The organism is Hyphomicrobiales bacterium, assembly GCA_039973685.1.
Classification (GTDB): domain Bacteria; phylum Pseudomonadota; class Alphaproteobacteria; order Rhizobiales; family JACESI01; genus JACESI01.
Genome location: JBDWKL010000020.1, coordinates 126,375 through 146,151 on the forward strand (window position 1 = coordinate 126,375; position 19,777 = coordinate 146,151).

At 48.4% G+C, this 19,777-nt stretch carries 19 protein-coding genes, 1 pseudogene and 1 riboswitch; of the genes and pseudogenes, 16 read left to right on the top strand and 4 right to left on the bottom strand.

What is annotated here, in order from left to right; all coding sequences use genetic code 11:
* Position 1: 1 nt before the first annotated feature.
* Positions 2 to 394 carry a Co2+/Mg2+ efflux protein ApaG gene (gene apaG / locus ABJO30_06605; protein MEP3232481.1) on the bottom strand — a complete coding sequence of 131 codons (393 nt, stop codon included), beginning with the start codon at positions 392 to 394 and terminating at the stop codon, positions 2 to 4.
* A 108-nt stretch (positions 395 to 502) separates the two neighbouring features.
* On the opposite strand from apaG, the gene ABJO30_06610 reads away from it, so the two are divergent.
* The 9 genes from ABJO30_06610 (at position 503) to bfr (ending at position 8,832) form a co-directional block, all read left to right on the top strand.
* The gene (locus ABJO30_06610) at positions 503 to 1,450 is read left to right on the top strand and encodes a tyrosine recombinase XerC (GenBank protein ID MEP3232482.1); all 948 of its coding nucleotides are present in this window, start codon (positions 503 to 505) and stop codon (positions 1,448 to 1,450) included.
* Position 1,451: 1 nt separating this feature from the next.
* Positions 1,452 to 1,877, top strand: coding sequence for a hypothetical protein (locus tag ABJO30_06615; protein MEP3232483.1), 426 nt, complete (start codon positions 1,452 to 1,454; stop codon positions 1,875 to 1,877).
* Positions 1,878 to 1,964: 87 nt separating this feature from the next.
* Positions 1,965 to 2,828 carry a polyphosphate kinase 2 gene (gene ppk2 / locus ABJO30_06620; GenBank protein MEP3232484.1) on the top strand — a complete coding sequence of 288 codons (864 nt, stop codon included), beginning with the start codon at positions 1,965 to 1,967 and terminating at the stop codon, positions 2,826 to 2,828.
* The gene (locus ABJO30_06625; GenBank protein MEP3232485.1) at positions 2,825 to 3,286 is read left to right on the top strand and encodes a PaaI family thioesterase; all 462 of its coding nucleotides are present in this window, start codon (positions 2,825 to 2,827) and stop codon (positions 3,284 to 3,286) included. Before ppk2 ends, ABJO30_06625 begins: the two co-directional genes overlap by 4 nt.
* A gap of 144 nt (positions 3,287 to 3,430) precedes the next feature.
* Positions 3,431 to 4,969, top strand: a complete 1,539-nt coding sequence (locus ABJO30_06630; protein MEP3232486.1) for an ABC transporter ATP-binding protein — start codon at positions 3,431 to 3,433, stop codon at positions 4,967 to 4,969.
* Positions 4,953 to 6,029, top strand: a complete 1,077-nt coding sequence (locus ABJO30_06635) for an ABC transporter permease (GenBank protein ID MEP3232487.1) — start codon at positions 4,953 to 4,955, stop codon at positions 6,027 to 6,029. Before ABJO30_06630 ends, ABJO30_06635 begins: the two co-directional genes overlap by 17 nt.
* Positions 6,026 to 6,952 carry an ABC transporter permease gene (locus ABJO30_06640; GenBank protein ID MEP3232488.1) on the top strand — a complete coding sequence of 309 codons (927 nt, stop codon included), beginning with the start codon at positions 6,026 to 6,028 and terminating at the stop codon, positions 6,950 to 6,952. The genes ABJO30_06635 and ABJO30_06640 overlap by 4 nt, the downstream gene beginning before the upstream one ends.
* A gap of 88 nt (positions 6,953 to 7,040) precedes the next feature.
* Positions 7,041 to 8,135: a BMP family ABC transporter substrate-binding protein gene (locus ABJO30_06645; protein MEP3232489.1), complete on the top strand. Its 1,095-nt coding sequence runs from the start codon at positions 7,041 to 7,043 to the stop codon at positions 8,133 to 8,135.
* Positions 8,136 to 8,349: 214 nt separating this feature from the next.
* Positions 8,350 to 8,832: a bacterioferritin gene (bfr, locus tag ABJO30_06650; GenBank protein ID MEP3232490.1), complete on the top strand. Its 483-nt coding sequence runs from the start codon at positions 8,350 to 8,352 to the stop codon at positions 8,830 to 8,832.
* 72 nt (positions 8,833 to 8,904) lie between these two features.
* Here bfr and ABJO30_06655 read toward each other — a convergent pair whose 3' ends face one another.
* Positions 8,905 to 10,005 (bottom strand): 2'-deoxycytidine 5'-triphosphate deaminase, encoded by a 1,101-nt coding sequence (locus ABJO30_06655; GenBank protein MEP3232491.1) that lies wholly within the window; start codon positions 10,003 to 10,005, stop codon positions 8,905 to 8,907.
* A gap of 83 nt (positions 10,006 to 10,088) precedes the next feature.
* Positions 10,089 to 10,166: riboswitch (SAM riboswitch) on the top strand.
* Positions 10,167 to 10,209: 43 nt separating this feature from the next.
* Between ABJO30_06655 and metZ the strand changes: the two genes are divergently transcribed.
* The 5 genes and pseudogenes from metZ to ABJO30_06680 all read left to right on the top strand — a co-directional run bounded on the left by metZ (position 10,210) and on the right by ABJO30_06680 (position 14,846).
* Entirely contained in the window at positions 10,210 to 11,433 is a 1,224-nt protein-coding gene (gene metZ / locus ABJO30_06660; protein ID MEP3232492.1) for an O-succinylhomoserine sulfhydrylase, read from the top strand.
* A gap of 173 nt (positions 11,434 to 11,606) precedes the next feature.
* Positions 11,607 to 12,863: a cyclopropane-fatty-acyl-phospholipid synthase family protein gene (locus ABJO30_06665; protein ID MEP3232493.1), complete on the top strand. Its 1,257-nt coding sequence runs from the start codon at positions 11,607 to 11,609 to the stop codon at positions 12,861 to 12,863.
* Positions 12,864 to 12,888: 25 nt separating this feature from the next.
* On the top strand, positions 12,889 to 14,073 hold the full coding sequence (locus tag ABJO30_06670; GenBank protein ID MEP3232494.1) for an MFS transporter: 1,185 nt from the start codon (positions 12,889 to 12,891) through the stop codon (positions 14,071 to 14,073).
* A 167-nt stretch (positions 14,074 to 14,240) separates the two neighbouring features.
* On the top strand, positions 14,241 to 14,639 hold the full coding sequence (locus ABJO30_06675; protein MEP3232495.1) for a hypothetical protein: 399 nt from the start codon (positions 14,241 to 14,243) through the stop codon (positions 14,637 to 14,639).
* A gap of 81 nt (positions 14,640 to 14,720) precedes the next feature.
* Positions 14,721 to 14,846 (top strand): annotated as a pseudogene (locus tag ABJO30_06680) (benzoate/H(+) symporter BenE family transporter).
* 8 nt (positions 14,847 to 14,854) lie between these two features.
* Here the strand turns inward: ABJO30_06680 and fsa are convergent.
* Positions 14,855 to 15,508: a fructose-6-phosphate aldolase gene (gene fsa / locus ABJO30_06685; GenBank protein MEP3232496.1), complete on the bottom strand. Its 654-nt coding sequence runs from the start codon at positions 15,506 to 15,508 to the stop codon at positions 14,855 to 14,857.
* A gap of 117 nt (positions 15,509 to 15,625) precedes the next feature.
* On the opposite strand from fsa, the gene ABJO30_06690 reads away from it, so the two are divergent.
* A complete protein-coding gene (locus ABJO30_06690) occupies positions 15,626 to 17,926 on the top strand; it encodes a primosomal protein N' (GenBank protein ID MEP3232497.1) in 2,301 nt (766 codons plus the stop codon).
* Between the two features lie 143 nt (positions 17,927 to 18,069).
* Complete coding sequence (gene yghU, locus ABJO30_06695) at positions 18,070 to 18,948, top strand: glutathione-dependent disulfide-bond oxidoreductase (GenBank protein ID MEP3232498.1); 879 nt, start codon at positions 18,070 to 18,072, stop codon at positions 18,946 to 18,948.
* Positions 18,949 to 18,993: 45 nt separating this feature from the next.
* On the opposite strand, the gene ABJO30_06700 is transcribed toward yghU, so the two are convergent.
* Positions 18,994 to 19,740 (bottom strand): hypothetical protein, encoded by a 747-nt coding sequence (locus tag ABJO30_06700; GenBank protein ID MEP3232499.1) that lies wholly within the window; start codon positions 19,738 to 19,740, stop codon positions 18,994 to 18,996.
* Between the last annotated feature and the right edge of the window lie 37 nt (positions 19,741 to 19,777).

The following is a 19,777-nucleotide window of genomic DNA, read 5'->3' on the forward strand; positions in this document are numbered from 1 at the left end:
CTCAATTCAAAACAGGTTTTGCATCAGGCAAATCGAGCGAGAAGGCTGGAATTTCAGCATTGAACTCTTCGCCATCCTCATCAATCATCGAGTAATGCCCCATCATAAACCCAGAAGGAGTCGTCAGCGGGCAGCCGCTTGTATATTCAAACCGCGCACCTGCTTTAATGTATGGTTGTTGCCCGATAACCCCCGGCCCCTCAACTTCTTGAACGTTTCCGTTCGCATCTGAAATTTTCCAAAATCGGTCTTTGAGCTGCACGACAGTTTCGCCCAAATTCTCAATTTCCACACGATACGCCCAAAAATAACGATTCGCATCGGGGCTGGATTCGTTTTCCAGATAAATTGGCTCAACGACCACTTTAATATTGTTGGTAATGGCTTCGTACATAGCGATTTGGCCGTTTGTCATGATTGGTTACACTTCAATAACACTGGAGGCGGCGCATAAAAAGCTGAATTCACCAGACCTTAAGATGGCGCTGGCAAAATAAGGACCATGAGCAGCGCTGAGAACATTTTGATTATTGCTAGTCCTGACCTCGCCAAAGCGCGGGAACGGTGGGTACAATCTATTGAAAGCGAACGACAACTCGCTGAAAAAACCATCGAGGCTTACGAGCGGGATGTAGAACAATTTTTCCGGTTTTTAACCGAACATCTGGGTCATCCGCCAAAAGTGAAAGACCTATCAAATTTACGCCCAGCTGATATTCGTTCCTTCATGGCAAGAAGACGCGCCAATGGTGCAGGGGCAAGAACCATGGGGCGAAGCCTTTCTGGCATTCGCTCACTTGCCCGGTTTTTGGAACGCCAAGGCGAAATTGACGCCTCCGCTTTTGGCGCTATCAGAAGCCCAAAACGCGCGGCGACCCTGCCAAAGCCCTTGACTGAGAACCAATCAAAGCGCGTGGTCGATGCAAGTGAGCAACTCTCAGAAGAACCGTGGATTGCAGCCCGCGATGCTGCAGTTCTCACTCTTTGTTATGCAGCTGGATTACGTATCTCAGAAGCACTTTCGCTCACCCGCGCAATGGCGCCTGATCAACGAGCCAAAACAATGCGGATTATCGGCAAAGGCAATAAAGAGCGGATCATACCCCTGCTCCCAGCCGTTTCCGCTGCTATTTCGCAGTACATTCGCCTTTGCCCCTTTACCCTTGCCAAAGATGAGCCCCTGTTTCGAGGCGCGCGCGGTGGCCCACTTAATCCACGCCTTGTTCAAAAAGCCGTTGAACGCCTACGCTCCGCCTTGGGTTTGCCGTCAAGTGCGACACCCCATGCACTACGCCATTCCTTTGCGACCCATCTGCTCAGTCGTGGCGGTGACCTTCGTACTATTCAAGAACTACTCGGCCATGCAAGCCTTTCAACCACTCAAATCTATACCGGTGTTGATATGGATCGTCTGGCCGAAATCTATGATAAGGCCCACCCGAGAGCTTAGCATGCAAAAATATTTTCTCATCCTCACAGCATTCTTTATTGCCGTTCTTTCGCTAGGAACATCAGCAGTCGCAGAAACTTGCAAGGCCCATGAGCTAGATGGAAAATGGATCAATGTACGTGCAGAGAAAAAGGTTATACATCGCATTGAAATCGAAACTTCCTGCGCACAAAATACAGATGTTTTGAAGCTAAAAATCAGGGCACTCGAAAAATGTCACCCCCGTGATTGTTCTTGGGGTTGGAGCGAGCTTGTTGATCTTGGCCAAGGAGAATTGGTCGCCGTCTTCAAAACATTCATCGCCGAGCGGCGTTTAGAAATTTCGCCTGTGGGCAGCAGATTGCGCGTGGGCGTGGTTACGAATTATATCAGTCCAGAACGCCAAGACACATCCGTGTCGCACGTCTTGGTTCGGCAAGCCAATTAATCACGTTGCAACTGCAATACTGTCACCCATTGCAGTGATGAAACCAGTCATGCATTGTTAGGCCCTTCGCATAAGGGGAATTTGACAATGACGAATGCTTTTAATCCGCTTGATTACTTCGATTTGGACGATCCAGACCTCGCCGATGAAATCGCGGATCTTACATTTTCTTCCGGTGGTTATCCGCACAAAAAACCAATGAAGCGCAAAGAGTATGAAAAGCAACTTGAGCCGCTTCAAATTGAATTGGTGAAAGTTCAGCGTTGGTTACGTGAAACTGGTGAGCGTGTCGTCATGGTGTTTGAAGGTCGCGATGCGGCAGGCAAAGGCGGCACCATTCATGCGGTGAAAGAATTCCAAAACCCACGCTATACCCGCGTGGTGGCCCTATCTAAGCCAACCGACCGCGAGCAGGGCGAACTTTACTATCAGCGTTACATCAAGCATCTGCCAACCGACGGCGAAATGGTGTTGTTTGATCGCTCTTGGTATAATCGCGCCGGCGTTGAACCTGTCATGGGCTTTTGCACGCCTAAGCAACATGATAAATTCTTGACCGAAACGCCGCGCTTCGAAGACATGCTGGTGGATGACGGCATTAAACTATTCAAAATCTGGCTCAATGTTGGTCGCGAAATGCAGCTGAAACGCTTTCATGACCGTCGCCATAACCCGCTCAAGGTTTGGAAGCTCTCCCCTATCGACATCAAGGCTCTCGATAAATGGGATGATTACACCAAAGCACGTGACGAGATGCTAAAGCGCACGCACACAGATCATGCCCCGTGGACAATTGTCCGCTCAAACGACAAAAAACGTGCGCGGCTGAACGTCATTCGTCACCTCCTTCAATCGCTTGATTATGAGGGCAAAGACGAGAAGGTGATTGGCAAGCTCGATGATGAGGTGATCGGCTTTGGTCCAGAGTTTTTAAGCGGAGGCAAAGATTGAATACTTTCACGCCGAAATCTGAAAATTTCCAACAGCGCGTCCGCGAAAATTTCAACTTGCAGCCTATGATGAAAACCTTAGGCGTCAATCTTGAAACGGTTGAAGCTGGCAAAGTGATCTTTACGGTTCAACACCACAACCCAATCACTCAGCAACATGGGTTTTTGCACGGGGGTGGCGTTGCAGCGATTTTAGACAGCGCTTGCGGCTATGCGGCCTTGTCATTGCTGGGTGACGCGGAAGAAATTTTGACCGTTGAATTCAAGACCAATTTTTTAGCCCCTGCCCTCGGCGAGACCTATCGCTTTGAAGGAACCGTCGTAAAACCTGGTCGCACGCTCGTTGTAATGGAAGGCAAAGCTTTCGCCATTAAAGGCGGCGTGGAAAAGCAAGTGGCAATGATGACGGCAACCATGATGCCAATCAGGGATCGCGAAGACGTGAAACCAGCGCTTTAGACCGAAGCTTGCCATAACCTCAATTTTGCTAACAATTGGCCAACGACTTTCTTCCAAAATCTGAATTACCTTCTTGGAAAAACAGATTTACTTTCGTAGAAAACATTACAATGATGACCGTAATTTCACTACTTGGTTGCTTTTATGCTGACAGTTCGAGGCATTACAAAAACTTTTGGCACACTCGTTGCCAATGATGCCGTTGATCTCAACATAGGCACAGGAGAAATTCACGCCCTACTCGGCGAGAATGGAGCGGGCAAATCAACACTTGTCAAAATGCTCTACGGTGCACTTGCCCCAGACGGTGGTGAAATCAATTGGCAAAACACCCCCGTACAAATCGCCAGCCCCGCTTATGCGAGAAAACTTGGCATTGGCATGGTGTTCCAACATTTCTCACTGTTTGACGCGCTTAATGTTGCTGAAAATGTCGCGCTTGCCCTGCCAAAAGACAGAAGCTTGAGAGAAGTAAGTCAAAGCCTCTCAGAAATATCTCGCGAATACGGGCTCCCACTTGATCCAACCGCACAAATTGCAGACTTATCCGTTGGTGAGCGCCAACGAGTGGAGATCGTTCGTTGTTTGTTGGCCAATCCAAAACTGATCATTATGGATGAACCAACATCCGTGCTGACCCCGCAAGAAGCCGATACACTGTTTATCACACTGAAAAAGCTGCGCGATGAAGGGCGGTCGATCCTTTATATTTCCCATAAACTCGATGAGGTGCGGGCCCTATGCGATACGGCGACCATTTTGCGTCACGGGAAACTCGTCGGCCATTGTGACCCGCGCGAAACCTCAAAAGCAGAACTTGCAAGATTGATGGTTGGCACCAGTGTTGCTGATGTGAAAACCAGCACCAAACATCACGGCCAAGCTGAAACCGCTTTGGAAGCAAAGAACATGTCTTTGCCAACGGACTCGCAGTTTGGAACATCCCTCCACAACATCTCGTTCTCATTGAAAGCTGGAACTGTCGCCGCGATTGCAGGTATTGCGGGCAATGGACAAAACGAGTTTTTTGCAAGCCTAACTGGCGAAGCAAATTTAGATAATGCCTCAGCTCTTGAAATATTCGGCAAGCCCGCAGGACAAATCGGCGTCAACAAACGTCGTCAAATGGGCATGGCTTTTGTTGCAGAAGAGCGCCTTGGCCATGGGGCTGCACCCAGCATGTCGATGAGCGAAAATGTGATTTTGACCCGTGCGACAACCAGCAATGACCTGCGGTCTGCTTTCGGGTTAAAACGTTCCAGCGCTGATAAAATTCGCGAAGAAATTTGCGACGATTTCGATGTTCGTCGCGGCAGCAAAAACCCGCCCGCAGGTTCCTTGTCTGGTGGCAATCTGCAAAAGTTTGTTATAGGTCGCGAACTTGGCAGTGACCCTAAAATCATTGTCATCAACCAACCAACGTGGGGCGTTGATGCAGGTGCGGCTCGCCACATTAGGCAAACGCTAATCGATAGCGCAGAAGCAGGTATGGCGGTGTTGATCATCAGCCAAGATTTAGATGAGATTTTCGAAGTTGCTGACGAAATTGCCGTCTTGCATGAAGGCAGCCTTTCACCTTTTGTGGATGCATCGACAGTGACCCGCGAAAGCCTCGGCCTATTAATGGGTGGCGAAGGCTTTGACCATTCTAATACGGAGGCGGGCCATGCCACTTTCGCTTGAACGGCGGGTCGCTCCCTCTAAATGGATGATGTTCGCATCACCAATTATAGCGATCATTTTCACCCTTATTACCAGCGCCATCATCTTGCTTTTTCTCGGCAAAGATCCAGCCAATGGTCTCTATGTCTTTTTCGTTGAGCCGTTGACACAAGCATGGTCGCTTGAAGAAATTCTGGTCAAAACCATCCCGCTCGCACTTATTGCAGCAGGGCTTACGATTTGTTTCACCGCCAATGTTTGGAATATTGGCGCAGAAGGACAATTCATTCTCGGCGCCATCGCGGGCGCGACTATTCCAGTGCTCCTGCCTGACATGCAAGGCCCATATACTTTGCCGTTAATGATGATGCTTGGCTTTATGGGCGGGATGTTTTTTGCCCTTATTCCAGCCCTCTTCAAAGTGCGTTTTGGCGCCAATGAAATCCTTACCTCGTTGATGCTGGTCTATGTGGCTGAACTCATTCTCGACTATGTCGTGCGCGGCCCTTGGCGTGATCCAGCAGGATTAAATTTTCCACAAACCATCCGCTTTAATGAATGGGCGACTATGCCAATCATTGGTGCAGACCGTTTGAACATTGGCCTTTATATCGCCATCGCTGCCGCCTTTATCTTGCTGTTCTTTATGGGTCGCACCTTTCAAGGCTTCGGCATCAAGCTCGCTGGCCAAGCGCCAAAGGCTGCGAAATTCGCAGGTTTCAGTCGTGATAAAACGGTCTATCTCGTGCTCGCCATATCAGGCGGTCTTGCTGGCCTTGCAGGCATCATCGAAGTTGCAGGGCCAATCAAGCAACTCCGCCCTGCCATTTCGCCTGGTTATGGCTTTACGGCAATCATCGTTGCATTCTTGGGCAGGCTTAATCCAGTCGGCGCGCTGATCGCGGCATTCATTTTGTCGATTACTTACATCGGCGCCGAAAACGCGCAAATTTTCCTCAAGGTCACCAATAAAATCACCAGCGTGTTTCAAGGTGTCTTGCTGTTCTTCGTGCTCGCCTGCGACACGCTAATTTATTATCGTTTGCGCCTCAAAACGCGACTGAGTGAGGTACGCTCATGAGTGTTGATATTATCTTTGCCATTGCTGTCACCATTATGACAGCAGCAACACCCTTGTTGCTTGCAGCCATTGGTGAGCTCGTAGTTGAACGCTCAGGCGTTTTAAACCTCGGCGTCGAAGGCATGATGATCATCGGCGCAATCGCGGGCTTTGCAGGCGCTCAGCTAACTGGTTCGCCAACAGCAGGCATTTTCTTTGCCGTTGGTGCTGCCATGTTGCTTTCCGTTTTCTTTGCGTTGTTGGTTCTTGTCATGGCTGCCAATCAAGTCGCGACGGGCCTTTCAATCACACTTTTAGGTCTTGGGTTATCCGGTCTCATCGGCAATGCTTATATTGGTTTGCCGGGTTTAAAATTACCGAAGATGGACATTCCCGGCCTGACGGATCTTCCGCTTATCGGCAATTTGCTGTTTGGCCACGACATTTTGGTTTATGCGTCTTTTGCGTTGGCCTTCGGCGTTTCATGGTTCTTATTCAAATCAAGAAGCGGCCTCATTCTGCGTGCCGTTGGCGACAATCACAGCTCAGCTCACGCCATTGGTTATCCCGTCTTGTTCGTGCGTTTCTTGGCTATCTTGTTTGGTGGTGCCTGTGCGGGCCTTGCGGGTGCTTATCTATCGCTTTCTTACACAACACAATGGATTGAAGGCATGAGTGCGGGACGCGGCTGGATTGCCTTAGCCCTCGTGGTTTTCGCCTCTTGGCGACCAATGCGAGCGATTGCGGGCGCTTATCTCTTTGGCTCAGTGCTCATCCTACAAATTCACGCTCAGGCGCTCGGATTTAATGTTCCCACACAACTTCTGTCCGCTCTGCCCTATCTTGCCACTATTTTGGTCTTGATTCTGATCTCGAGAAACAGAAGACTGGTCCAAACGAATACCCCAGCTTGTCTTGGCTTGCCGTTCGTCGCTGATAAATAGCAGCGCGTTAAGGCATCAACCAAGTTTGCGGGCATAATAAAACCTGACAAGAACGTCAGGTTCGCGAATAAAATAAAGAGGAGACGTCATGAAAAAAACAGTAATCGGCGCACTTGCAGCACTCTCTATGATTGCCGTTGGTGCCACAGCAACAGTGCAAAACGCACTCGCAGCTGGCAAAGACAAAGTTAAAGTAGGTTTCGTTTATGTGGGACCAGTTGGTGATTTCGGCTGGAGCTACCAGCACGACCAAGGCCGCCTAGCCGTAGAACTAGCACTCGGCGATAAAGTTGAAACCACTTATCTTGAAAGCGTGCCTGAAGGCGCTGACGCGGAACGTGCAATTGAAGGCCTTGCCCGCTCTGGTCATGACCTGATTTTTACAACATCATTTGGCTATATGGATCCAACCAATGCGGTTGCCAAAAAATTTCCAGACATCAAGTTTGAACACGCAACTGGTTTCAAACGCGAGCATCCAAATGTTTCAACTTACGATAGCCGCTTTTATGAAGGCCGCTACGTTCAAGGCATGATTGCAGGCACAATGTCTAAAACAGGCGTTGCAGGCTATATCGCGTCATTCCCAATCCCAGAAGTTGTGCAAGGCATCAACTCATTCTTGCTTGGCGCACAATCTGTAAACCCAGATTTCAAAGTGAAAGTTGTTTGGGTAAGCACATGGTTTGACCCAGGCAAAGAAGCAGATGCTGCAAAGTCACTCCTTGATCAAGGTGCTGACATTTTGACACAACACACCGATTCTACAGCTGCAATGCAGGTTGCTGCAGAACGCGGTGCGAATGCATTTGGTCAAGCCTCAGACATGATCAAATTTGGTCCAAAAACTCAGCTAACAGCCATCATCGATGACTGGGCGCATTACTATGTTAAGCGCACGAAGCAAGTTCTTGATGGCACATGGACACAGCAGGCAACATGGGACGGCATGACTGAAGAGCACGTCATTATGGCGCCTTACACCAACATGCCTGCAGAGTTGGCTGAAAAAGCTGCTAAACTTGCTGAAAGCATCAAAAACGACACGTTCCACCCATTCACAGGTCCGATCACCAAAAAAGACGGCACTGTGTTCTTGAAAGCGGGCGAAGTGGCTGAAGATGGTGTACTTGCCGGCATGAATTTCTACGTGAAGGGCATGGACAGCGAGCTTCCAAAATAAGCGAATTACTTAGGTAAAAAAATTGAACCCCGGTCAGAAATGGCTGGGGTTTTTTACGGCTTGAAGAAGCGATAACTAGAACCCAGTCAATTATAAACTAACCCTTTTTACACCAATCATTTTCATTAGTTTAGAATTATTCTAAATTGACTTTACATAGATTTCTCGCTGGCCTATATAAATTGGGAGAACCCCAAACAAAAAGGAACGCCCTATGAAAGGCAGCGCAAAAGTAATTGAGCGATTAAACGAAGCCCTCCATCTGGAACTTGGCGCGATCAACCAATATTGGTTGCACTACCGCCTTTTGGATGATTGGGGTTATGGCAAGCTTGCTAAAAAAGAGAAAGAAGAGAGCCTTGAAGAGATGGTTCACGCTGACAAATTAATTGAGCGTATCCTCTTCTTAGAAGGCCATCCAAACCTGCAAACAGTCGCACCGCTGAACATTGGTACGAATGTAAAAGAAGTTCTGGAAGCAGACCTTGCAGGCGAAATGGAAGCCCTCGCATCTTACAGAAAATCCCGTGAAATCTGCGAAGCTGAAGGTGACTATGTTTCAATGAAGATCTTCGATGAGTTGCTTGTCGACGAAGAAGGCCACGCTGACTTCTTGGAAACGCAAATGGATTTGCTCGAAAAAATTGGCGAAGAGCGTTATGGCATGTTGAATGCCTTGCCAGCTGACGAAGCCTAAGCAAGACCCATTGCACGATACAAATTTTCAATAAGATAAAGGCCGCTTTTTGCGGCCTTTATACTTTTAAGTTCACGGCAGTTTAAAATGCTTTGAAAGCTTCAAGCCCTGCCCTTGATAATTGGATGTGGCAATTTCGCCGTAAAGGGTTTTTGGGCGCTCTAACATTTTCTCATAAACCAAGCGGCCAATGGTTTGCCCGTGCTCCAAAATAAACGGCACTTCATGGCTACGCACTTCCAAAACAGCGCGACTACCCGTTCCACCCGCGGCTGAATGACCAAAGCCCGGATCAAAGAAGCCTGCATAATGCACACGGAATTCACCAACTAGTGGATCAAACGGCACCATCTCAGCGGCATAATCTGGTGGCACGTGAACTGCTTCATTGGAAACTAGAATATAAAACTGATCAGGGTCCAAGATAATCGATCCAACTTCCGGCCCAGAGCCGCGCGCATAAATTGGTTCCCAAAAATCGCGCACATCGTGTTGCGTCTTTTTGTCCATATCAATCACGCCCGTATGACGCTTACCGCGATAGCCGACCAACCCATCTTCACCGCCTTGAAGATCGATTGAAAGAGAAATGCCGTGCTGAATGTAAGGTGTGCTGGAGGCAACCAGAGTTTCGCTATCATGCAATTCTTGCAGAGCAGCGTCAGACAAAAGTGAATCGCCCGTTCTAAACCTGATTTGGCTAAGCCGTGAGCCAGTACGCACCACAACAGGGAAAGTACGCGGACTGACCTCAAGATAAAGCGGCCCTTCATAAGCCTCTGGCACTTGGTCAAATTCGCGAGCACGGTCAGCAATCACACGGGTGAAAACATCAAGCCGCCCTGTCGAGCTTTTTGGATTGGCAGAAGCCGTCATGCCTGATGGCAGTTTAAAATGCTCAAGCAGCGGAATGATATAAACACATCCAACTTCTAAAACCGCCCCTTCGCGCAGGTCAATTTCGTGAAGTTTCACAGATTGCAACCGATCAATCACTGAGCGCTGCGGGCCGGGCAGAAAGCTCGCTCGCACACGATAAGCGATCTCACCAAGCCTAAGGTCCAAACTTGCAGGTTGGATTTGATCATCGTCCAAAGCTCGGGCTACCGAAATCGCATTAGTCGCGACCAGTTCAGCAATATGATGCTCTGCCAGAATGCCTGTTTTATCCATGAAACTCACGCTTTGCTTAGTTACTCTCTCTAATTCCTAACCAATCCGTGAATTGACGCCAAGAGACGATGAGTTTATACCCGTTCTTATCCCGTGGTGATTTGAGCGACCAGCTTGCGGCCACGTTAAAAAAGCAGCTAAACGGTTGGAGCTGGGTGCATCCCGACCAATCGTATTGGTCGGGTTTTTTGTAAGGAAAGTAATATGGTCTCCTCCCCCTCTGACCTCCAGTCCCTAGATCTTGCTACCAATCTTGTTCATGGCGGTTCAACGCGCTCTGAATTTGGCGAAACCAGCGAAGCGCTTTATTTAACGCAAGGCTTTGTCTATGACAGCGCCGAAGCGGCCGAAGCTCGTTTTGCCGGTGAAGAAGACGGTTATGTTTATTCACGCTACGCCAATCCAACCGTTGCCATGTTTGAAGAGCGCATGAAATTGCTCGAAGGCGCACCGGCTGCAATGGCAACAGCAAGCGGTATGGCCGCCGTTCATTCCGCTATTATGAGCATTGTAAGCGCTGGTGATCATATCGTTGCTGCCAAAGCATTGTTTGGTTCATGCCGCTATATCGTTGAAGAACTTGCGCCACGATTTGGTGTTGAGACAACCTTGATTGACGGCACTAAAATTGAAGAATGGGAAGCTGCAATAAAGCCAAACACCAAAGTTTGCTTTTTTGAATCACCCACCAATCCGACCCTTGATGTGATCGACATTGAAGCTGTTTCTACCCTTGCCCACGCGGTCGATGCAAAAGTAATCATCGACAATGTATTCGCAACACCCTTATGGCAGCGCCCTCGCACATTCGGTGTAGATGTCGTGGTTTATTCCGCAACAAAGCACATTGACGGCCAAGGCCGTTGTCTTGGTGGCATCATTCTTGGTGAAGAAGATTATATCGAGAAGGTTTTCGCTTATAACAAACACACTGGCCCGAGCATGAGCCCGTTCAACGCATGGGTCTTGCTTAAAGGTCTTGAGACGCTACCGCTTCGTGTGGAACGTCAGACAGAAACAGCAGGTAAGATTGCGAAAGAATTTGAAGGAAACTCAGCGCTCTCAAACCTGATCTATCCAGGCTCGGACACTCATCCACAGCGCGAGCTTATCAAAAAGCAAATGGCCGCAGGGTCCACCATGTTGGCACTTGATATTCACGGCGGCAAGAAAGCAGCTTTTGCCTTTTGCAATGCGCTCAACATCATCAAGATTTCAAACAATCTAGGTGACGCAAAAAGCCTTGTGACCCATCCCGCCACAACCACGCACCAACGCCTATCCGCAGATGAATGTGCGGAGCTTGGTATTGGTGATGGCTTGATCCGTTTGTCGGTTGGCCTTGAAAGTGCTGATGATTTGATTTCTGATATCACGAGAGGCTTAGATGCCGCCAAAAAAGCGGCAAAAAACCTGCGCGCTGCGTAGGCCCAAAAGTTAAAACCCACGCAAGAGATCAAAACCTTCGTGGGTCTTTTAAACCTCGCTTGAAACGTTGAAAGATTATCCTCCTTGCAGCAAGCCTGTCGACACTGATACAACGAGGTGCGTAGTCTCGAGCTTGCATCAGGCAGCCAATAAACTTTGTAGGAATTGTAGTTATGGTGTTTTCCCTTTTGAATTTTGAAAATCTACTTACTGGGATGCTCCAGCGTGCCATACGAACGGGCACATTGAACGTGCATTATCCTTCGGGTGAGCAGGTCAATTTTGGTAACGGCGAAAACCCTGTAGCGACTGTTCATTTTCAAGATGCAGAAGCCGTGCGCTCAGTCTACTTTGATCCAGCGTTGAAATTTGCTGAGATGTATATGGACGGTCGCATGACCATAGACAGCAGTGAGTTGGATCGCTTTATTGAGATTGTAAAAATTAATGGGGCCAAAAAATTTGCAACCCCACCTGCCGTTGCCCTTAGTTTATGGCGGGTCGTTGATCGATTTTGGCGCCGCCGTATTGCGCCTGAAAAGGCACAGCGTAATGTCGCGCATCATTATGATTTAGATGACCGCCTGTTCAAACTGTTTCTCGATGATGATTTGCAGTATTCGTGCGCATATTTTGAAACTCCTGATGCCAGCTTAGAAGAAGCCCAAAGCGCTAAAAAGCGCCATATCTCAGCTAAAATGATGCTGGAAGAGGGACAACGTGTATTAGATATTGGCTGCGGTTGGGGCGGCACAGGTTTATTCTTAGCCCAGAATTTTGATGTCGATGTTACCGGCGTTACATTGTCAATCGAACAGCAACGCGTTGCCCAGCAGCGCGCGCAAGATCTCGGCCTTAGCGAAAGCGTTCGTTTCAATTTAACCGACTACCGTGAGGTTGAAGGAACCTTTGATCGCCTGGTTTCTATCGGTATGTTTGAACATGTAGGGCCGCAAAACTTTATTCCTTATTTCAAAACCGCAAAAAAGCTGATGAAGGATGATGGCGTGTTTGTTTTGCACTCCATTGGGCGTGCGAAACCAAATGCGTTTGACCCTCCTTTCGTTGAAAAGTATATTTTCCCGAATGGGCATATACCGTGCCTTTCCGAAACTCTACGCTCTATTGAAAAGAGCGGATTGCTCGTGAAAGATATCGAGATTCTGACTTACCACTATGCTGATACACTCAAACATTGGCGTGAAAGGTTCAACGCTAATCGTGACAAGGTATTAGAGTTGTATGATGAACGCTTTTTCCGCATGTGGGACTTATACCTTGCAACGTCTGAGGTGAGTTTCCGTCATGGAAAGCTTTTTAATTTTCAAATTCAAGTTGTAAAAAAGCAGTCAACGGCAAAGCCGACGCGTAATTATATTCATGAAAACGAAGAGAAATTACGCAAGAACTCTCATAAGAATGCGGCTTAAAAAGCCGCATGGGTCTGCGTACGGTATGTCACGCACAATCATTTTAAGTCTGTATTTTACTGCGTGTTTCGTTCAATCAGGCACCTATGGCCTAACCTTTTTATTGCCCGACTTGTTCCAAACCTTTGGGGCCAATGAAAAGAATGTCGGGCAAATGCTTGCGGTCACAACAGTTGCAACATTGATTGTGGTGTATTTCGCGGGGCATCTTTCAGACAAAATTGGCCGTATGAGAACACTCAGCCTTTCAGGGGTTTTGATCGCAATCAGCCTGATGCTGTTCAGTGTGGCCACGTCAGTTGGCTTGGTTTTGATCATCGCAAGCATTTTGCTTGGTTTGGGCTGGGGTCTATTTTATAGCCTAATCCCCGTCGTCCTCACCCGTATCACTGACGCCCGCAAACGTATCAAGGCCTTCGCGGTTTTATCCGTGTTTGTTATGGGCGGCTTTGGAATTTCGCCTGTATTGGCGGCTTGGTTGCAAACCATAGAAGTTTCGATAGCTGAGACATTTCAATTAATGGGCCTTTTGTGCCTTGGCAGCGGCGCGTTATTCTTTGCAATCACAACCCACGTTCAAGCCCTTGCAAAGGACGCGACTACGCAACCAACCTCAAGATTAAATTGGTCTTCCCTTAAACGCATCATGCAATCCCCAGCTTGGCTTCCCATTACGATGGCTTGCATCGGTGCGAGCGTGTTTGCTGGCATGAACAATTTTCAAACCGTTTTCGCCAATGCCAGAGGTTTGGATTATTCTATCTTTTTCCTCACCTATACCATCACCGTTTTATCGTGCCGCTTACTGCTAATCGGCTTTCAAGGTGGCACTTCGCCCTATCGAACAATTGCGGTTATGCAAGCGGCCATGACAGCGAGTGTCGTCGTATTCATCATGATGGAAAACACCGAGCCGCTATACATATTGGTCGCCTTCATGTTTGGCATTGGCTACGGCGCTTCGTATCCCATTCTCACAGCAATGGCGGCAAATGATGCGAGAGACGATCTTGTCCCTCAAACGCTCCAACTTTTTGCCCTTAGTTATTTCATCGGCGTTTTTGGCTTTCCTCTCATTGCTGGAACGCTCATTGTTTGGATCGGGCACACCCCTTTGCTCATCATCGTCGCTATTCTTGCAAGCATTGAAACCTGCATGGCTATCCTCAGAAGCCGAAATCTAAAGGCAATGAACACGGTTGTGCACTAGTCATAGCATTGCTGCCAGATTGAAAGTTTATTGTTCTGGGACTCCACAAACTTGAGAATTTTGATACGTTAATCCAATATAGAACGACCAAACCACTTATAGATGCTGCACTTCTTATGGGTGTTTAATTTTGATTGATGGGACCATTTGACGTGACTAGGCACAGCGTGACAAAAACCTTATTTACAAGTTTGCTAGGTTTCTTTGCTGCAAGCATACTGGCTGCGTGCACGTCCACAGGTTCTTCAGGCTTGAAACCAACAGCAAACCAAGCCGTAGAAACAGCTCCAGCTGACCTTCAACTCGCCTGCTCATCCGAAATCGCAACCCGCTTCCCAAATTCTGGTAATATTTTACCCCTAAGCTCTAACCTCTTAGGTGCAGACGTTTTCCGTATCCGCATTACATCACAAGCTGGAAGCTACGTCTGCGACATTAATCGCGCTGGCATCATTGTGTCACTGCTGCCCGCAGCAGAATCTACGGATCAAATAGCCGTCGACCAAGAAGCCATTAAAAACGCGGACAAAGCAGTCCAAAAGAAAAATAAGGTCAAGTTATTCTAGGATAGCCGTTAGCTTCGCTGATCTGCTAACCGCTCTTGCCGGCTTTGCAAGGCTTGAATGCCATTGGCACGAATAATGCTGGCCGCCGTCACATTTTTAATGACGGCATCAGGCATGTCTTTGTTCGGCGTGTCAGCTGGGTTTTGGGGTTTGCTTGCTGGCGGGGCTCGTTATGTTTTTAAAGAGCCTCCGCCAACAAAAACCTAAATGTAGACTTACGTAATCGACTGGCCCGTCTTCGCCCAATCAGCCATAAATGTTTCAAGGCCTTTATCCGTCAATGGATGCTTGACCAATCCTTTGAGAGTAGACGGAGGGATAGTTGCTACATCTGCGCCTGCAAGGGCTGCGTCTTTTACGTGATTGGCTGTGCGAATGGAGGCTGCCAAGATTTCAGTCTCAAAACCGTAGTTGTCATAAATGGTGCGGATGTCTTCAATCAGCTCCATGCCATCAATTGCCATATCATCGAGGCGACCAATAAACGGTGAGATAAACGTCGCGCCTGCTTTTGCAGCAAGCAGCGCTTGGTTAGCTGAGAAGCAAAGCGTGACGTTGGTTTTATAACCTTCATCCGTCAGCGCCTTACAAGCTTTCAAGCCTTCCATTGTGAGTGGCAATTTAATGCAAATATTGCTCGCGATTTCAGCAAGCAATTTGCCTTCTTTAATCATGGCGCCGGCTTCCATAGCCACAACTTCGCCAGATACTGGACCTTCAACAGCGTCACAAATTTCCGCGAGCACTTCTTTGATGTCGCGACCAGATTTCAATATCAACGATGGATTGGTTGTCACACCATCCAAAAGGCCTGTTGCCTCCAATTCACGGATTTCAGCAACATCGGCGGTATCTACAAAAAATTTCATGGGAATAGCTTTCCTTGGATAGAATGCGAATTTGTACTTTCAATATCCGAATCCGGAAGCAAATGCACGGTTGTTTTGCTACTGTAACCGGTGAATCACCATCAGTTCACGGAAAACATGAGCGGACAAAAACCACCATCAGGGCTTTCCGACAATTTGTTGGGCTTTTTTGAGGAAGAGCAAACAGATTTCACGCCGGAAAAGACCCGTCCAAAGCCGGATGAAGCACGCCCATCTGTCGTAAAGACGGCGGGCGATGTAGTCGCTGTGATGGTGCCGCTTCCAACTGATGGACCATATTCCTATCTGGTCGGCGAAGATATGAACGTTGAGATAGGCTCAATTGTCAAAGTCCCGCTTGGCCCTCGCACCGTGATCGGCGTTGTTTGGGATGATGAGGGGGCTGAAAACGTTGATCCTAAGAAGCTCAGACCCATCGTCGACGTTTATGATGTACCCCCCATTTCCCACGACATTCGCCGCTTCGTTGACTGGGTAGCACGCTACACGCTTTCAAGCCCCGGTTTGGTTGCTCGCATGGTGGTGCGCATACCAAAAGCACTGAGCGAAGATAAGCCAATCATGGGTGTCCGCAGCAATGGCGAAAAGCCCAGCCGGATGACACCAGCGCGGGAAAAAGTGCTGGCCCTTGCGGATGATGGATTGGCGTGGTCCAAATCAAACCTTGCCTCTGCTGCTGGGGTCACACCGAGCGTTATTGATGGGTTGGTAAAAGCGGGTGCATTCGAAACCGTAATCCTACCGCCAAAGCCTGTTGCTGATAGACTTGATCCTGACTTTAGCGCCGTTGAACTTTTTGAAAGCCAAAAGGGAGCAGGCGCAACGCTGAGACAAGCGGTTGCAGCGGGTAAATACAGCGTCACGTTGATTGATGGAGTGACGGGCTCCGGGAAAACTGAAGTTTATTTTGAAGCCATCAGCGAAGCCTTGAAAGCAGGCAAACAGATATTAATCTTGGTGCCAGAAATCTCACTAACAGGCGCGTTCCTCGATCGCTTTGCTGCCCGTTTCGGTGGGCTACCAACGGAATGGCATTCCGACATCACATCAAAACGGCGGGAACTTGTTTGGCGGGGTGTTGCTGATGGAGAAGTCCGTGTTGTCGTGGGTGCGCGCTCGGCGTTGTTTCTTCCCTATCAAGATTTGGGCCTCATCATTGTCGATGAAGAACATGACATGGCCTATAAACAGGAAGATCGCGCAATCTATAACGCGCGGGATATGGCCGTGGTTCGGGGACACTTGAATGATTTTGCCGTGGTTCTCGCATCCGCCACGCCGTCGCTAGAAAGCTACGTCAATGCGGAAGAAGGCCGGTATCAGAAGGTCGTTCTTAAGGGCCGTTTTTCTCATGCAGAATTGCCGTCCCTAGCGGCGCTCGACATGCGGGTTAATCCGCCAGAAAAAGGCCGCTGGCTCGCCCCAGATTTGGTATCTGCAATGAAACAAACGATAGAGGACAGGAAGCAATCCCTTCTCTTTCTCAATCGCCGTGGCTATGCACCTTTGACGCTTTGTCGCCAATGCGGATTTCGGTTCCAATGCCCTGATTGTTCAACTTGGCTGGTGGAACACCGTTTTCGCAATACGATTGAATGTCACCACTGTGGTTACTCATCTAGAAAACCAGATAAGTGTCCCAATTGTGATGGCGAAGATACCTTGGTTGCCTGCGGTCCAGGTGTTGAGCGTATCCATGAGGAAGTGCTTGAAATCTTCCCTGATGCGCGATCAATTATTTTGTCGTCAGATATGTTCACGTCTGCGAAACGGCTAAAACAAGAACTCGCTGCCATTGAACGCGGTGAGGCGGACATCATAATCGGGACGCAGTTGGTGGCGAAGGGACATAACTTTCCCAAGCTATCTCTGGTCGGCGTCGTCGATGCGGACTTAGGTCTTGGCAATGGCGATATGCGCGCGGCGGAACGTACCTTTCAATTACTCAGTCAGGTAACAGGGCGTGCGGGTCGAGCTGGTGGGAAATCGCGCGCGCTTTTGCAAAGCTATGCGCCCGATCATGTGGTGATGAAGACCATTCTAGCGGGTGACCGTGATGCGTTTTATAAAGCGGAAAGCGAACAACGAAAACAAAACGGCCTTCCCCCTTATGGCCGCCTCGTCTCCTTCATCATCTCTGGGAATGATAAGGCCAGCGCCATGCAATATGGCCAACATTTGCGAATGAGTGCGCCAAACGATGCGCGAATATTGATCCTCGGTCCTTCTGAAGCCCCTCTTGCGGTCGTACGGGGCCGGTTTAGGGCGCGGCTTTTGATACAAGCGCCGAAGAACCTTGATATTCAATCTTATATCAAAGGTTGGCTTGGCGGCTGTCAAAACCCACGCAACGGTGTTCATTTGCAAATTGATGTCGACCCACAAAGTTTTTGGTAAAAGGTGCTGGGGTGATCGTTTCCGATTATCGAACAGTCTGATCACCTGTGTGTGTAATCGTCTTGCTATGAAATTTCACATAACGCACTATATTCAACGAGATGAACAATGCAGTTTAACTGCGATAGACCGGAGTTTGAATGATGGCCGAGCAAGATGAATATACACCCCCTAAGGTGTGGACGTGGGATGCTAAAAATGGCGGTGAGTTCGCCAATATCAATCGCCCGATCTCGGGACCAACTCATGACAAGGTTTTAGAAGTTGGCAAACATCCAATTCAACTGCATTCGCTTGCTACACCGAATGGTGTGAAGGTGACTGTGTTGTTGGAAGAGCTTTTGGCGCTTGGTCATACAGGGGCAGAATATGATGCTTATTTGATTAGCATTGGTAAGGGTGACCAATTTTCCAGCGGGTTTGTGGATATCAATCCAAACTCCAAAATTCCTGCGATGATGGACCACAGCACGACACCACCTACGCGGATTTTTGAATCAGGTTCAATCCTGCTTTATCTCGCGGAAAAATTTGGTGCTTTCATCCCAGAAGATGCGGCTGGACGCACTGAATGCCTTAATTGGCTGTTTTGGCAGATGGGTTCTGCCCCGTATCTTGGTGGGGGCTTCGGGCATTTTTATCACTACGCGCCCTTTAAGATGCAATATCCAATCGACCGTTTTGCTATGGAAACAAAACGGCAGCTTGACGTCTTAGACCGTCAATTGGCGAGCAATAAGTACATTGCAGGGGATGAATACACCATTGCAGATATCGCAATTTGGCCTTGGTATGGTTTGGTCGTGCTGGGTCGTATTTATGGTGATAGCGCTACATTCCTTGATGCCGCTTCTTATAAGAACCTGACCCGATGGGCTAAAGAGATCGACGAACGCCCTGCGGTAAAACGGGGTAAAATGGTCAATCGCGCCTTCGGTGAACTAAGCGAGCAATTGCATGAACGCCATGATGCCAGCGATTTTGATACGAAGACGCAGGATAAGATTGAAGCGGCTGAGTAGTCTGTTCAATATTTGTGATGAAGGGCGGCTTTGAGCCGCCCTTTTTTATAATTGAATGTGAACGTGATCATCATGTCTTGCAGCGCGGCAACCTTGAAAACGTACTTTATCGCTTTTTATATTCAATCTGTTCTTCAAGTGTGGCTCTAAAAGCAATTTTGAAACGTGGGGATCATCTGCGATTATATCAATTAATGCTGCAGTGCGTTTCTCTTCAAGCGGGTATTTGGGCAGCAACGACTGTAACCAGTTGAAATCCCATCTAAGGGTAATCCAGTTTGCTGGACATTCCGTCGGGCCTTGGATAAATCCAAAATAGCCGATTGGAGAGGGTGTTTTATCCGCGATATATTCACCATCTGCGTCTTGATAAAAGAAAGAAAAATCTAGCTTTTTCCCGTCGTGGTGAGATAGATGCGGCAGGAGCGGAAAACTGGCGAAATAGGGAAACCCGCCATCGAGGGTCAGTGTTTTCGTGCCAGGAAAGGATGCATCTATTTTATCGGCAATATCAAGCGCCACGCTTTTCAACTCGGGCGTTACATAGTGTCGGTTCAACACACAATATAACACGGACTGTGATTGCAGCGGGCCATCAGACCAACACGGAAGCGGAACGCGCCCGAGGGTTGGAGCGATGTAAATTGTGCTGATAGAGAGTACTGCATATACACCGACAAATGCTATCAACCGCAATCTAAAACGGAGCGCGATCAACCACGCAATGCCACCAATCTGAGAGAGAATAGTGAGTAGGATAAATATGAATGCATGGGATATTATTTTGATCATGGGCTACATGCTACTGACATAAAACCCTAATTCAATC